At 58.0% G+C, this 14647-nt stretch carries 13 protein-coding genes; all 13 read right to left on the bottom strand.

Annotation, left to right across the window (positions count from 1 at the left end; genetic code table 11):
* Positions 1-1470: 1470 nt before the first annotated feature.
* The 13 genes from BMY98_RS23520 to BMY98_RS23460 all read right to left on the bottom strand — a co-directional run bounded on the left by BMY98_RS23520 (position 1471) and on the right by BMY98_RS23460 (position 14620).
* Positions 1471-3345 carry a SurA N-terminal domain-containing protein gene (locus BMY98_RS23520; protein ID WP_074892774.1) on the bottom strand — a complete coding sequence of 625 codons (1875 nt, stop codon included), beginning with the start codon at positions 3343-3345 and terminating at the stop codon, positions 1471-1473.
* Between the two features lie 239 nt (positions 3346-3584).
* Entirely contained in the window at positions 3585-3872 is a 288-nt protein-coding gene (locus BMY98_RS23515) for an HU family DNA-binding protein (protein ID WP_272631174.1), read from the bottom strand.
* Positions 3873-3992: 120 nt separating this feature from the next.
* Positions 3993-6389 (bottom strand): endopeptidase La, encoded by a 2397-nt coding sequence (gene lon, locus BMY98_RS23510; protein ID WP_074892773.1) that lies wholly within the window; start codon positions 6387-6389, stop codon positions 3993-3995.
* 201 nt (positions 6390-6590) lie between these two features.
* On the bottom strand, positions 6591-7874 hold the full coding sequence (gene clpX / locus BMY98_RS23505; RefSeq protein ID WP_037013640.1) for an ATP-dependent Clp protease ATP-binding subunit ClpX: 1284 nt from the start codon (positions 7872-7874) through the stop codon (positions 6591-6593).
* 115 nt (positions 7875-7989) lie between these two features.
* A complete protein-coding gene (gene clpP / locus BMY98_RS23500) occupies positions 7990-8631 on the bottom strand; it encodes an ATP-dependent Clp endopeptidase proteolytic subunit ClpP (RefSeq protein ID WP_074892772.1) in 642 nt (213 codons plus the stop codon).
* A gap of 91 nt (positions 8632-8722) precedes the next feature.
* Positions 8723-10033 carry a trigger factor gene (gene tig, locus BMY98_RS23495; protein WP_074892771.1) on the bottom strand — a complete coding sequence of 437 codons (1311 nt, stop codon included), beginning with the start codon at positions 10031-10033 and terminating at the stop codon, positions 8723-8725.
* Between the two features lie 586 nt (positions 10034-10619).
* Complete coding sequence (locus tag BMY98_RS23490) at positions 10620-10934, bottom strand: hypothetical protein (RefSeq protein WP_139214565.1); 315 nt, start codon at positions 10932-10934, stop codon at positions 10620-10622.
* Between the two features lie 85 nt (positions 10935-11019).
* Complete coding sequence (locus tag BMY98_RS23485) at positions 11020-12264, bottom strand: SGNH/GDSL hydrolase family protein (RefSeq protein ID WP_074892770.1); 1245 nt, start codon at positions 12262-12264, stop codon at positions 11020-11022.
* A complete protein-coding gene (locus tag BMY98_RS23480) occupies positions 12261-12479 on the bottom strand; it encodes a hypothetical protein (protein WP_245760110.1) in 219 nt (72 codons plus the stop codon). The genes BMY98_RS23485 and BMY98_RS23480 overlap by 4 nt, the downstream gene beginning before the upstream one ends.
* A gap of 10 nt (positions 12480-12489) precedes the next feature.
* A complete protein-coding gene (locus BMY98_RS23475) occupies positions 12490-12927 on the bottom strand; it encodes a cell wall hydrolase (protein ID WP_074892769.1) in 438 nt (145 codons plus the stop codon).
* 63 nt (positions 12928-12990) lie between these two features.
* Positions 12991-13269, bottom strand: coding sequence for a tail fiber assembly protein (locus BMY98_RS23470; RefSeq protein ID WP_074892768.1), 279 nt, complete (start codon positions 13267-13269; stop codon positions 12991-12993).
* Positions 13266-13604, bottom strand: a complete 339-nt coding sequence (locus tag BMY98_RS23465; RefSeq protein WP_074892767.1) for a hypothetical protein — start codon at positions 13602-13604, stop codon at positions 13266-13268. The genes BMY98_RS23470 and BMY98_RS23465 overlap by 4 nt, the downstream gene beginning before the upstream one ends.
* The gene (locus BMY98_RS23460; RefSeq protein ID WP_074892766.1) at positions 13601-14620 is read right to left on the bottom strand and encodes a hypothetical protein; all 1020 of its coding nucleotides are present in this window, start codon (positions 14618-14620) and stop codon (positions 13601-13603) included. The genes BMY98_RS23465 and BMY98_RS23460 overlap by 4 nt, the downstream gene beginning before the upstream one ends.
* Positions 14621-14647 lie beyond the last annotated feature (27 nt).

Genomic DNA, 14647 nt, shown 5'->3' with positions numbered 1-14647 from the left:
ACGGCCATGGGGCTAGATGATCTGCCGCTTTTTTTCGCCTTGGGTTTCTTTGGTGAGATCGGCCCTGGAGTAGCGTGATAATTCCAGGCCGCGGGTGGCGCTGACAGGGTTCTGCCAGAGGCAGAACTGTTTCGCCTCCGGCGAGTTACTTGGAAAAGCACCCCAAGTAACCAAGGGTGCTTGCTCCTGGCTAGGCCCCTCGTTCCTCGGGGTTCCCTCACTCCGACGACGCTCCGTGGGCCCGCGCCGAACGGACATCCATGTCCTAGCGGCGCTCTCGCGGCATCCATGCCGCTCGGCCCACTCCGCGTCGTCTGCGTTCGGCCTGCACCCAAGTCGCGATACGCGTCGTCTGGGCTTTATGTGCTTGAAGATCAAGATCAAAAGCAAAGCAGGCAGATCAGAGGCTTCCCGGCTAAAGCCGGTCCCACGAAAAGCACCGCGTTCACCTCTTGGGACCGGCTTCAGCCGGGAAGCTGTTGATCTTGATTGCTTTGATCGTTCCCTCGCTCTGCGTGGGAATGCATCCCGTGACGCTCCGCGTCACCTCCCCGGCCTGAATATGCGTCGTCCGAGGGACGCAGAGCGTCGGGGGCGGCGTTACCACGCGGAGCGTGGGAACGATCAAAGCCGGTACCAAGGAAATCACCGCGGGCACCTACTAGTGGGACCGGCTTCAGCCGGGAAGCTTTTGACTTTTGATCGTTCCCTCGCTCTGCGTGGGAATGCATACCGTGACGCTCCGCGTCACCTCCCCGGCCTGAATATGCGTCGTCCGAGGGACGCAGAGCGTCGGGGGCGGCGTTACCACGCGGAGCGTGGGAACGATCAAAGCCGGTACCAAGGAAATCACCGCGGGCACCTACTAGTGGGACCGGCTTCAGCCGGGAAGCTTTTGACTTTTGATCGTTCCCTCGCTCTGCGTGGGAATGCATACCGTGACGCTCCGCGTCACCTCCCCGGCCTGAATATGCGTCGTCCGAGGGACGCAGAGCGTCGGGGGCGGCGTTACCACGCGGAGCGTGGGAACGATCAAAGCCGGTACCAAGGAAATCACCGCGGGCACCTACTAGTGGGACCGGCTTCAGCCGGGAAGCCTTTGATCTGCATTTGATCTTGATCTTCATACACATAACGTTCAGCCGACACCAATCGCGACTTGGGTGCAGGCTGAACGCAGGTGTCGTGGAGTGGGCCGAGCCGCATGGATGCGGCGAGAGCGCCGTCAGGACAGGGATGTCCGTTCGGCGCGGGCCCACGGAGCGAGACCGGAGTGAAGGAACCCTGACAAAGGAAGGGCCCAACCAGGAGCACAAGCCCTTGGTTACTTGGGGCTTTTTCAAGTAACTCGCCGAAGGCGAAACAGTCTGCCCTTAGGCAGACGCTCTTGATTTTGCCCCACCCCAGCGAATACAAAAAAGCCCCAACTCTCGCGAATCGGGGCTTTCTGTTAACAGCTAAAGGCGAGAATCAATATTTCTCGATCTTCGCCGCCGCTTCCAACTGCTTACGGTAGGCCGCGAAATCCTGCTGCCCCTCACGGGATGACAGGAAACGACGGTACTGACTCTTCTCCTCATCCGACGCTGGCGCCGCCTGATTAACGCCATTCAGACGCACAATCACAAAGCTGCCATCCGCCGCCGTCAGGCTGCCGTAAACCGGCTTGTCCTTGCCTTCCGGCTTCGGCATACGGAACACAGCCTGCAGCACCTGAGGATCAACACCCTCCTGGCTGCGTGAGGCCGCTTCCACGACCTTCCAGCTCTGACCTTCCTGCTTGGTCGCCGCATACGGCACCTTACCGTCACGCAGGCCTCCCAACAGCGCCTCACCTTTCGCCTTCACCGCATCGCTGGCATGTTCTTTCGCCAGCTGCGAACGAATCGGCGACGACACCGCTTCCAACGGCAACTGCTCAGGCTGACGGTGCTCTTTGACATGCACCACCACCACGGTTTCAGGATCCAGCTCCAGCGCAGAACTGTTGGAACCCTCTTCCATCACTTCCGGGCTGAAAGCCGCCTGAATCACCGCACGGTTGGCTGCAACGCCTTCGCCACCCTCGCGACCGAACGGCGCAGTCGTCTGCACTTTCAGACCCAGGTCCTGAGCCGGCTGGGACAGATCCGACGCTTCAAACGCCGCGTCTTCCAGCTTCTTGCTCGCATCGACGAACTTCTGCTCGACCTGCTGAGATTTCAGCTCGTGGGTCAGCTTCTCCTTCAAGCTGGCGAACGTCGGCACCGATGGCGCTTCAACGCCCAGCAGCTTGATCAAGTGCCAGCCGAACTGACTGCGAACAGGCGCGGAGACCTGATCCTTGTTCAACGCGTACAGCGCGTCTTCAAAGGCCGGGTCATAGACCCCCTTGCCGGCGTAGCCCAGGTCACCGCCCTTGGTCGACGAGCCCGGATCCTGAGAGAACTCCTTCGCCAGCGCAGCGAAATCTTCGCCTTTGGCCACACGCTGCTGAATTTCTTCAATCTTGGCTTTCGCCTGCGCGTCCGTGGTCTTGTCGTTGACTTCGATCAGGATGTGCGCCGCGCGGCGCTGCTCGGCCAGGTTGGCGATCTCTTTCTGATACGCCGCCTGCAGGTCTTCATCCTTCACCGACACCTTGTCGAAGAAGGAGGACTTCTTCAGCTCGATGTAGTTGAGTACCACTTGCTCAGGACTCAGAAACTCTTTCGCGTGCTGATCGTAGTGCGCCTTGATTTCGTCGTCGGTGACTTTCACGCTCGACGGATCGGCCGGCAGGGTCAGCGTAGCGAAATCGCGGGTCTGTTTTTCCAGGCGGGCAAACGCGTCGACCTGCGCGTCAGTGACGAACGCACTGCCGCCGATGCCGGCACGAATCTGACCGATCAGCATTTCCTGGCCCAGGATCTGGCGGAATTGCAGACGGGAGTAACCGAGCTGGCGAATGACCTGATCGAAGCGATCAGCACTGAATTTACCGTCGACCTGAAATTCAGGGGTCAACAGCATTTGCTGATCCAGCGCGGCTTCGGAGAAACCGAACTTCGAATCGGCGGCGCCCTGCAACAGCAGCTTGCGGTCGATCAAGCCTTTGAGGGCCGAGTCACGCAGCATCTTTTCGTTGAGCATCGCAGGATCGAAATCCTTGCCCAACTGTTGCATCAGCTGGCGGCGTTGCATTTCAACCGCTTGACCCAGTTCAGCCTGGGTGACTTCCTCGCCATTGACCTTCGCAGCATCCTGCGAGTGGCTGGTGGCCCGGAAAATGGCATCGAACCCGGTCAGGGCCATCAGAGCGATGATGACCCCGATGATGGTTTTGGCAATCCAGCCCTGTGAATTGTCCCTGATATTCTGCAGCATGTATCCCCCAGAGGGTTGTACTCGACTCACCAGGCTGCTGCACACGGTAACGCGGAGCGTGGGTTGAATCCGGATAGAAGAAAGGCGCATCCGAGGATGCGCCTTCTCGTAACTTGCAAAGCGGACGGGGTTCGATGTGCGTTCCCCGAGTGACAGTCCAGCGCTTGACCAACCGCACGTGCCGCTTCACGCCCCGAACAGAGATAACGCTGTTCCGGGCGGGCAAAGTAAAAAGAAACTTAGTTGACGGCTTCTTTCAGAGCTTTACCGGCTTTGAAGCCTGGTTTCTTGGCCGCTGGAATTTCCAGGGTTTTACCGGTCTGAGGGTTACGGCCGGTACGGGCAGGACGATCAGTGACGGAGAAAGTGCCGAAGCCTACCAGTACAACAGAGTCGCCAGCCTTGAGAGCGCCAGTGACGGATTCGATTACAGCATCCAGCGCACGGCCGGCAGCAGCTTTCGGGATGTCAGCGGATGCGGCGATGGCATCAATCAGTTCCGACTTGTTCACTCTAAGTCCCCTTATATATTTGAGTATTTCTAAGTTTTTTTTGGTGAAACCAAACGAACACGAGCGGCCTGAACAGGCTTGAAGAGCCGCTTTATAGCAAGGGCTCCAAAAACCTGTCAAGGAAGGCCTCCCGGCCTAATGCGTGCTGATCCTCTCCTTGGCGTCAGACTCGCGCTTTTCATCCTTGGCAACCATCTCGGGAGCCACATCCGGCAAGGGCTCCGGCGCGTATTGCAGCGCAATTTGGAGGACCTCGTCAATCCATTTAACCGGTTTGATCTGCAGGTCTGCCTTGATGTTGTCCGGGATCTCCTTCAAATCGCGAACGTTCTCTTCGGGGATGATCACTGTCTTTATGCCACCACGGTGAGCGGCCAGCAATTTCTCCTTGAGACCGCCGATGGCCAGCACCTGTCCACGGAGGGTGATTTCACCTGTCATGGCCACGTCGGCGCGGACCGGAATCCCCGTCAGTGCCGACACTAGCGCCGTGCACATGCCTACGCCTGCGCTCGGGCCGTCTTTCGGCGTCGCGCCTTCCGGCATATGGATGTGCGTGTCGCGCTTCTCGTGGAAGTCCAGAGGGATGCCCAGGCTCTTCGCACGGCTGCGCACCACCGTCAGCGCGGCAGTGATCGACTCGACCATCACATCGCCCAGCGAACCGGTCTTGATCAATTGACCCTTGCCCGGAACAACCGCCGCCTCGATGGTCAGCAGCTCTCCGCCTACCTGAGTCCAGGCCAGACCGGTCACCTGACCGACCTGATCCTGCTGTTCGGCCAGGCCATAACGGAATTTGCGCACGCCCAGGAAGTTCTCGAGCATGTCCGCCGTAACGGTCACGGAAAAACGCTTCTCGTGGGCGTGTTCCTTGACCGCCTTGCGGCAGACCTTGGCGATCTGACGCTCAAGGCTACGCACGCCCGCTTCACGGGTGTAGTAACGGATGATGTCGCGGATGGCCTCGACTTCGAACTCGATCTCGCCTTTCTTCAAGCCGTTGGCAGCGATCTGCTTGGGCGAGAGGTACTTGGTCGCGATGTTGATCTTCTCGTCTTCGGTGTAGCCAGGCAGACGGATGACTTCCATACGGTCGAGCAGCGCCGGCGGAATGTTCATCGAGTTGGCGGTGCACAGGAACATCACGTCGGACAGGTCGTAGTCGACTTCCAGGTAATGGTCGTTGAAGTTGTGGTTCTGCTCGGGGTCGAGCACTTCCAGCAACGCCGACGCCGGGTCACCGCGCATGTCGCTGCCCATCTTGTCGATTTCATCGAGCAAGAACAGCGGGTTGCGCACGCCGACCTTGGTCATCTTCTGGATCAGGCGACCTGGCATCGAACCGATGTAGGTACGACGGTGGCCACGAATTTCAGCTTCATCACGCACGCCGCCCAGGGCCATACGGACGAACTTGCGGTTGGTGGCGTGGGCGATCGACTCCGCCAGCGAGGTTTTACCCACACCAGGAGGACCGACCAGGCACAGCACCGGGCCGCGAATCTTCTTCACGCGCTTTTGCACGGCGAGGTATTCGAGGATGCGCTCTTTGACTTCGTCCAGACCGTAGTGGTCTGCATCAAGGATGTCCTCGGCGCGGGCGAGGTCCAGACGGACCTTGCTCTGTGCCTTCCACGGCACCTGGACCAGCCAGTCGATGTAAGAGCGAACAACGGTGGCCTCGGCAGACATCGGCGACATCTGCTTGAGCTTGTTCAGCTCGGCGGTGGCTTTGGTCATCGCGTCTTTGGGCAGGCCGGCAGCATCGATGCGCTTTTTCAGCTCTTCGATTTCGTTGTGGCCTTCTTCGCTGTCGCCGAGCTCCTTCTGAATGGCCTTCATCTGCTCATTCAGGTAGTACTCGCGCTGACTGCGCTCCATCTGCTTTTTCACGCGACCGCGGATGCGCTTCTCGACCTGCAGCAAGTCAATTTCGGCATCCAGCAACGCCAGCACGTGTTCGACACGGGCAGACAGGTCAATGATCTCGAGGATTTCCTGCTTCTGCTCGATCTTCAGCGCCATGTGGGCGGCCATGGTGTCAACCAGACGACCCGGCTCATCGATGCTGTTAAGCGAGGACAGCACTTCCGCCGGGACTTTTTTCCCCAGCTGTACGTACTGCTCGAACTGCGCCAGCAGGCTACGGACGAAGACTTCCGATTCACGATCCGGGGCATCGACTTCATCGATCAGCGCCACTTCGGCGCGGCAATGGCCGTCGACCTCGATGAAACGCTCGACAGAGCCGCGCTGCTCGCCTTCGACCAGAACCTTCACGGTGCCGTCAGGCAGCTTCAGCAGCTGCAGCACGGTGGCGACGGTACCCACGTTGTACAAGGCGTCTTCACCGGGATCGTCGTCGGCCGGATTTCGTTGCGCCAGCAGCAAGATCTGCTTGTCGCCGGTCATCGCCGCTTCAAGGGCCTCGATCGACTTCTCGCGCCCCACGAACAGCGGGATAACCATATGCGGATAAACCACAACATCGCGCAGTGGCAAGAGAGGCAGTTCAATAGTCGTCTTCATGATTTCGCCTCTACGGCGGCCTTCAGGCCAAGGACAGATATAAATAAGCTGAAAATCAAGATGGGGGTTGAACCTTAAAAAAACAAGCGTCGCTTTGAGTTAAACCGAAAGCACGCTGAAACGCAGACCGGCTTTGAAAGAAACGCGAAAAGGGCCCGAGGGCCCTTTTCGTTTCCAGTCGCCCGGTGCGTTGCCAGCAGGCTACGCGTCGGGTGCCGCCTTGGCAGGTGGCTCGCTATTTTCGTAAATCAACAGCGGCTTGGAGGTGCCCTCGATGACGCTCTCGTCGATCACCACCTTGCTCACGTCGGATTGCGACGGGATCTCGTACATGGTGTCGAGCAGAACGCCCTCGAGGATGGAGCGCAGACCGCGAGCACCGGTCTTGCGCTCGAGCGCACGACGGGCAACCGATTTCAACGCATCCGGACGGAACTCGAGGTCCACGCCTTCCATCTCGAACAGCTTGCCGTATTGCTTGGTCAGCGCGTTCTTTGGCTCGGTCAGAATCTGCATCAGCGCAGCTTCATCCAGCTCGTCCAGCGTCGCCAGTACAGGCAGACGGCCCACGAACTCCGGGATCAGACCGAACTTGACCAGATCGTCAGGCTCGACTTCACGCAGGGACTCGCCGACCTTCTTGCCCTCTTCCTTGCTGCGTACTTCGGCGTTGAAGCCGATGCCGCCTTTGGTGGAGCGATTCTGGATGACCTTTTCCAGGCCAGAGAACGCACCGCCACAGATGAAGAGGATATTGCGCGTGTCCACTTGCAGGAATTCCTGCTGCGGGTGCTTGCGACCACCTTGAGGCGGGACGGAAGCCACGGTGCCTTCAATCAGCTTCAGCAACGCTTGCTGCACGCCTTCGCCCGACACATCACGGGTGATGGAAGGGTTGTCGGACTTGCGCGAAATCTTGTCGATTTCGTCGATGTAGACAATGCCCATCTGGGCCTTCTCGACATCGTAATCGCACTTCTGCAACAGCTTCTGAATGATGTTCTCGACGTCCTCACCCACGTAACCGGCTTCGGTCAGGGTGGTGGCATCGGCGATGGTGAACGGAACATTGAGCAACCGAGCCAGCGTTTCCGCCAGCAGCGTCTTGCCGGAGCCCGTCGGGCCGATCAGCAGGATGTTGCTTTTGCCCAATTCAACGTCGTCGTTTTTCTTGTCACGCTGGTTCAGTCGCTTGTAGTGGTTGTACACCGCTACTGCGAGAACCTTTTTGGCACGTTCCTGACCAATGACGTACTGGTCAAGGATGCCGCTGATTTCTTTAGGCGATGGCAGTTTATGCGCGCTGCTCTCGGCCTGTGCTTCCTGCACCTCCTCGCGGATGATGTCGTTGCACAGGTCGACGCACTCGTCACAAACAAATACCGAGGGGCCGGCAATCAACTTGCGCACTTCATGCTGGCTTTTGCCACAGAAGGAGCAATAAAGCAGTTTGCCGTTGTCCTCGCCGTTGCGGGTGTCAGTCATTCGATCGATCCAATCCGGTAGGCTTGCAACACAAGATGAGGGCAATTGCTCGATTTTTCAAGTCCGCAGGCGGCACGGAAGTAGCAACCGCCCGCGATCATTGCCCTTCACGCAGTCATTTGGTCATCTGACGCCGATCAATGACCGAGTCCACCAGACCGTATTCAGCAGCGCGTTCGGCGCTCATGAAGTTGTCGCGGTTGGTGTCGCGCTCGATCGTTTCCAGCGTCTGGCCGGTGTGGTGCGCCAGCAGCTCGTTCAGACGTTGACGGATGAACAGGATTTCTTTCGCGTGGATGTCAATGTCCGACGCCTGCCCCTGAAAACCGCCCAACGGCTGGTGAATCATGACGCGAGAGTTCGGCAGTGCGAAACGCTTGCCCTTGGCACCACCGGCCAACAGGAAAGCGCCCATGCTGCAGGCCTGGCCCATGACGGTCGTGGAAACGTCCGGCTTGATGAACTGCATGGTGTCGTAGATCGCCATGCCCGCAGTCACCGAACCGCCTGGGGAGTTGATGTAAAGATGGATGTCCTTGTCCGGGTTTTCCGCTTCAAGGAACAGCAGCTGCGCCGAGATGAGGTTGGCCATGTAGTCTTCAACCGGACCGACCAGGAAGATGACGCGTTCCTTGAGCAGGCGGGAGTAGATGTCATAGGCACGCTCGCCACGGGCGGACTGCTCGATAACCATCGGGACCAGGCCGCCAGCGGCCTGGATGTCAGAGTTCTGCTGAATATAAGAATTGCGGGACATGTCTCGCATTCACTCCCAAATAGTCATGTCTTGAATACGCATAAGCCAGCGCGAAGGCTGGCTTATGGTGTTTTCGAACGAGAGAAGGAAATCAGTCGGCTTGCGGAGCTTCAACCGGCTTGACTGCCTCTTCGTACGAGACCGCTTTATCGGTCACGCTCGCTTTCTGCAAAACAGTATCCACAACTTGTTCTTCCAGCACAACCGAACGAACTTCGTTCATTTGCTGTTCGTTCTTGTAGTACCAGGCCACAACCTGCTCTGGCTCCTGGTAAGCGGAAGCCATTTCCTGAATCAGCTCGCGAACGCGGGTGTCTTCAGGCTTGAGGTCGAATTGCTTGACGACTTCAGCCACGATCAGACCCAGCTCGACGCGGCGCTTTGCCTGCTCTTCGAACAGCTCTGCCGGCAGTTGGTCAGGCTTGATGTTGCCGCCGAACTGCTGAACAGCCTGAACGCGCAGACGGTTCACTTCGTTTTCCAGCAGCGCTTTAGGCACTTCGATCGGGTTGGCGGCCAGCAGACCGTCCATTACCTGATTCTTGACCTTGGACTTGATGGCCTGACGCAGCTCGCGCTCCATGTTCTTGCGAACTTCGGTGCGGAAGCCTTCGATGTTGGTTTCCTTGATGCCGAACTGCTTGAAGAACGTTTCGTTCAGCTCAGGCAGCGTCGGTGCCGACACGGTGTTGACAGTGACGGTGAACTCGGCGGTTTTGCCAGCCAGTTCCAGATTCTGATAATCCTCCGGGAAGGTCAGGTTCAGAACGCGCTCTTCGCCGGCTTTGGCGCCAACCAGACCGTCTTCGAAACCCGGGATCATGCGACCCGAACCCAGCACCAGCTGAGTACCGGTGGCCGAACCGCCAGCGAACGCTTCACCGTCGATCTTGCCGACGAAGTCGATGTTCAGCTGGTCTTCGTTTTGTGCAGCACGGTCGGCTACTTCAAAGCTGACGTTCTGCTTGCGCAGGATTTCCAGCATGTTGTCCAGATCGGAATCAGCGACGTCAGCCGACAGACGCTCGACGGAAATGGACTCGAAACCGGCCACGGTGAACTCAGGGAATACTTCGAAAGTAGCGATGTACTCGAGGTCCTTGCCCTTTTCGAAGGTTTTAGGCTCGACGGAAGGTGCACCAGCCGGGTTCAGCTTTTGCTCGACCACTGCTTCGTAGAAGGTCGCCTGGATCAGGTCGCCCAGTGCTTCTTGACGAGCACCGTCTTCGTAACGCTGGCGGATCACGCTCATAGGCACTTTGCCTGGGCGGAAGCCCGGGATCTTGGCTTTACGTGCGGTCTGCTGCAGACGCATGTTGACTTCAGTCTCGATGCGCTCAGCGGGCACGCCAATGGTCATGCGGCGCTCGAGAGCGGAAGTGTTTTCAACAGAAACTTGCATTGATATTCCTCGTTGCACAGACGTTAGCCGGCCGTTTCCGACCCCAGAATCAAGGGCAAGCATTCTAGTGGGTCAAACTCAAGAAGTCACCCTGCTGAATGAGGGTAAATAAAGTGGCATGCAGCCCGGGAGTCACAGACGACTGTTTCAGCCTGCGGGAGGTGTCTGGAACGCACCTGATACGCCCCTATATAAAGGAAGCAAAAGGACGACCGAAACATGATCCAGTCCCCTGGAAGCACACCAAACGAGCCCTGTGTCGTGGACTCGCCAAGCTCGCACCGCATTAAATGCAGTACGCTGAAACAAAAAAAGCCGCACAAGGCGGCTTTCTTTCAACCCTCAACACCCAAGGTGTTGCGAGACTTGTAACTGGTGCGGACGGAGAGACTCGAACTCTCACACCTTGCGGCGCTGGAACCTAAATCATCCTCACCAGAGGAAAGCCTTTAACTATCAACAGCTTACGCCGCCCGCAAACGGTTACGCTGTCTCAAGAAGTCGCGCAGTGTACACGCTGTTCAGCGCTGTGACTCACGTTTTGTTCACGTGCGCGATTCCCCCTCCTACGGCGTCCTGCCGATCTTTACAAAACTCTGATCAGCTTTCCTTTATAGAAACACTGGGTCCCTGCTTCAAGCTCATGCTCTGGGCGGCGGAAAAGTCCCAAGTGGTACCCCTCCTCCAGCTCGACCAATCCCCACTCGCGCGCCGCATCCGTGATTTCCAGCATGTCCGAAAGCTCGTCTGCAGCGACCTGGTGCCGGTGGTGAGCGAGCATTGCTAATTCCCTGAGCTTCGCCCGCTGGCCATCAGGATCGGTAACGAGGTCTTGCCTAACCTCGAGCAGCCGCTTCCATTCAGCCAGCGGGTCGTCGACGTATTTCTGGTGCGAGATCATGATTGGCTGCTGATAACTGGATATACGTCCAGTAAACCCAAGCCGCGCCGACGGCGTCAATTGCCGCCGACCGGAGGCGAGATTCTCAGACCTTGCGAATGCCGAACTGCGCCACCTTCACCCTGCAGTCCTGAGCAATACCGGCAGCCAGGTAAAGCCCCATGCGCGAGGTGATGACTGTCTCCGTGATGTCGCCTGTATATCGCTGCGTCTCCAGCGCGCCCTTCCAGTTGGCCGGCAGAGTGAACGGCTCCTGATATTTGTCCATCGACCGGTAATAGATGGTGGTGGCGGCGCCAGACACCGGCTTCGTGATAATCAGTTCCGCTTCCCAGCCAAGGATTCCACGGCTGTTGCCGACGATCTCCGGCGCCGAAACCATCTCGATGACATCCCCGGCCAGCACATTCGAAAGCGTGACGTTCGCCGCTGGCTGAAGATAGATGTAGCCGCCGGCCGCCGCCATCGCGCCAGCCAGTTCGATGCACTGAGCCTCGCCGAAGGCTGACTGCTCCTTGTACCAGCGCGAAGTGATCCCGCTCAGGCCTGAGCCGGACGCCTTGTAGTTGTCCGCCAGTACCGAGCCGGCGACCGGGTTCACCGATGCGTTGATCACGCCGGTTGAACCCGTCATCAGTGGGTTGGCGTTCAGACAGCCGAACGGGCGAATCGCCGAATACAGGTCGGCAGCATCGGTGGGCAGCGGCACGCCGAAGAATTCGAAGTTGGCATTGATGACCGGCACAACGCGGGACTGGATGAAGTCAGCGCCAATCAGGTTCGGGTGCAAGTCATCGACGGTCATGGCCTGGGTGAAGCCATCCCAGATATTCACGACCGGCACGAACTGTTTGACGAACCCCAGCACCCAGTCCTTGTACGCGATCGCGTCCGCCAAAGCCTGACCGGTCAGCGCCTTTGTGCCGAACCGCGGCGTACCGGTGCCGACGATCAGGTATTTGCCTGGCGTGTTCTGGAACGCCGTGATTGCCTTCATCACGTTGGCCTTGCTGTCAGCGAGCGTCATGCCCGGCGTTGTGCTGTCGTTCGTGCGCGACAGCAGCATCCACAAATCGGCCGTCGCGGATGTCAGGCATGAAGGCAACCGTGGCATGAACTGCCCAGAGTGATCGCCGACCTTCCCCTGATTGTCCAGGTAGCTCGGGAACAGGCCCGTTTTTGCGGCAATCGCGCCGGCGTAGCCATACGCTTCGGTACCGAACGCTTTCGGATCAATCGTGTGGCAGTTCGCGCTGAAGCTGTCGCCCAGCAGGCCCAAGCCACGACGGATGCGGCGCCGGGTCGGCAGCGCCTCGGCGAGCAGGGTCATGCGAACACCTCGAAGGCAGCGCCGTTTGCTGGCACAAAGCGCACCGTCGCGCGCGGGATGTTGAGTGGGTAGGCTCCATCACTCCAGAGCGTGTCGGACGTCAGCCAGCTGTCGGCCGTTTTGATTTGAATTGCGACCGAGCCGCCGTTCGCCTTCACTGCCAGCGTCACTCGCATTGCGCGATCGTAGGACTCTTCTTTTGTCGTCGTCTGCACAGATCGCTCCTCAGGGTACGTCGCGGAAGAAAACATGGTGACCGAGCTTCAGCGTCCGCTTCGCCTTGGCAGCCCAGTCCGGCGCCTTCGGCATGGTGGTCGCGTAGTAGTGCGTTGCCCCGCCGGTGGAATCTGCCACCTTGCCGTCGATCACCTGGTCGGCAGCAATCCGGCACTGCGCCAGCTCGCGGAACGGAATCGCCCGCGCGCCGCTGAGAAACTGATAATTCGGGTCGTTGCGGTTCCAGCAGCTGAACTGGTACGGCTTGCGGCATACGTCGGTGTAGCCCTCCCCCCACCAATCCGGCTTGCCGTCGTTGTGCAGATCCATTTCGACGCGGTTACGTATCGACCAAGCGACGGCCACCATCCCGGCCAGCCCCTCGCCGCGCGACTCACCCCACAGCGTGCGCGCCAGCACATCGCGATCTTTTTCGGTAACAGTCATCACTTTTCTCCAGGCAAAAAAAATCCCGCTCGATGGCGGGTTTGGCGTAACGGTGAGGGTTTCTTAGTTCGGAGGCACCGGCCACTCGACGGCAGTGGGGTAGCCAGGCTGCTGCTGGATTTTAGAGAGCGCCGAGCGATACCTTTTCCAGGCGATCAGAAGTGCCTCGCCAGCATCGTCGGCGTCACTGGTATCGTGATCATCCTGAAGCGGCTGAATGGAATCGTCGGCGATCTTCTTGCGCCTGCCTTGCTCGGCGGTAACCTCGCCCATAAGAGCGATAATCCTCTGTGTTTCCTTCATCTCTTTAGTGATGAGTTTGGACCAGTCAATGTTAGTCATAGGGTTGATCTCCCCACATCAAGAGCATTATCAGTTTCGGTCAACCCTTGCGGAAGGATTACCACGCCGTCACGTATATCAGTAAGAGGTTTAGGGAAAGCCTGCTCATGACTATAAATTTCTGGGATCGGCAAAAGCATTGTAAATTCTAGTTCGCCATTATATTTTTTTACATCAATCAAGAAGAAACTCGATTTTATTGCTGATGACGGCAATGAGTCTCCGTCCTTCATCACCGAGAAGTCAAATACCTCACCATTTATGATTAGCGTTTCACCTCGTCTTTCCAGTTCCAGCTGAGCATTAGACACGCATGGAGACAGATTTATGATCATTTCCACCTTCCCACCGCGGTTAGATTGATGATGGCTGCCACAGCGGCATTGTTTGTTGAAAGTGCTCGCCATGATCCCCAAGCAGTAACTGTAGGGGCCTGATAGTTACTCACAAAACATGAGTCTACAGACCCACCACCTACCTTGACTGCGGTAGCTGTAACTTTTGGAGTAATAAGGAATGCAGCCGGATAAGACAGGTTGCCTGCCGCATTTGAGCCAAACAATGCCCCGACTGCATACGTTCCCATTGAGTCAGTCTGCACCGCGAGCGTGCATATCTGCGTGCCGTCTGAGAACCTTGTCCATTCGCCGGTAGCGGTGTTACCGCGAGCGACAATGTCTGAACCACCAATCCTGACCGTCCCAGGGACGTTTAATATCCCGTCATAAGAGTAGGTCATTGTCGGGCCGCCAGAAGTGTTATCCGTCACTACTGATCGCCAACTAAATCCGCCGCTACCGCCACCACGATTGCAGGTGAAAGCCACATGACCATTAAATCCAGACCCGTCGTTAGGATCGTTCCAGCCCGTATACGCGCCTTGACCAGCGCTATAAACGGCAGGCCCACTAAGCCTTAGGCTGACGAACGTTGGAGAATAAGCGCCCCCCGCCTTAGGAATTCCACCTAGCGCATCGAGCGCTTCCGGAGCAGTAGCTTTTCCGGTACCGCCTTTATTAATGGGAAGGACATCGTAATTACCGGTTGTTCTCAGCGCCGCAAGTTTCTCGCCGAATTGGTTCACCAGGGCCCGCAAGGCATCGGCTGAGTCTTTGACGTACCCCTGCATGGGCGCCAGCGCATATGTACCGGCGTTGGCTGCGGCTCCGAGGTAGTTCGGCGATATCGCCATCGCGGTGTCGCTGGCGATATTGGTGACCTCGTACCAGCGCCCATCTGGCCCGAGGAACGCGTCCCCTACCCGGCTATTGGTAATAAAGGAGGTTCCGGTGCCGGTGACGGCGTTTGAATTTTGGGCGACGGAAACCGTCCCGGCTTTGTACCAGGGCATGGAGCATCTCCAATTAGAAGGGGTTCG

This window comes from Pseudomonas graminis, assembly GCF_900111735.1.
GTDB classification, from domain to species: Bacteria; Pseudomonadota; Gammaproteobacteria; order Pseudomonadales; family Pseudomonadaceae; genus Aquipseudomonas; species Aquipseudomonas graminis.
This window is presented reverse-complemented; position numbering and strand designations above follow the sequence as displayed.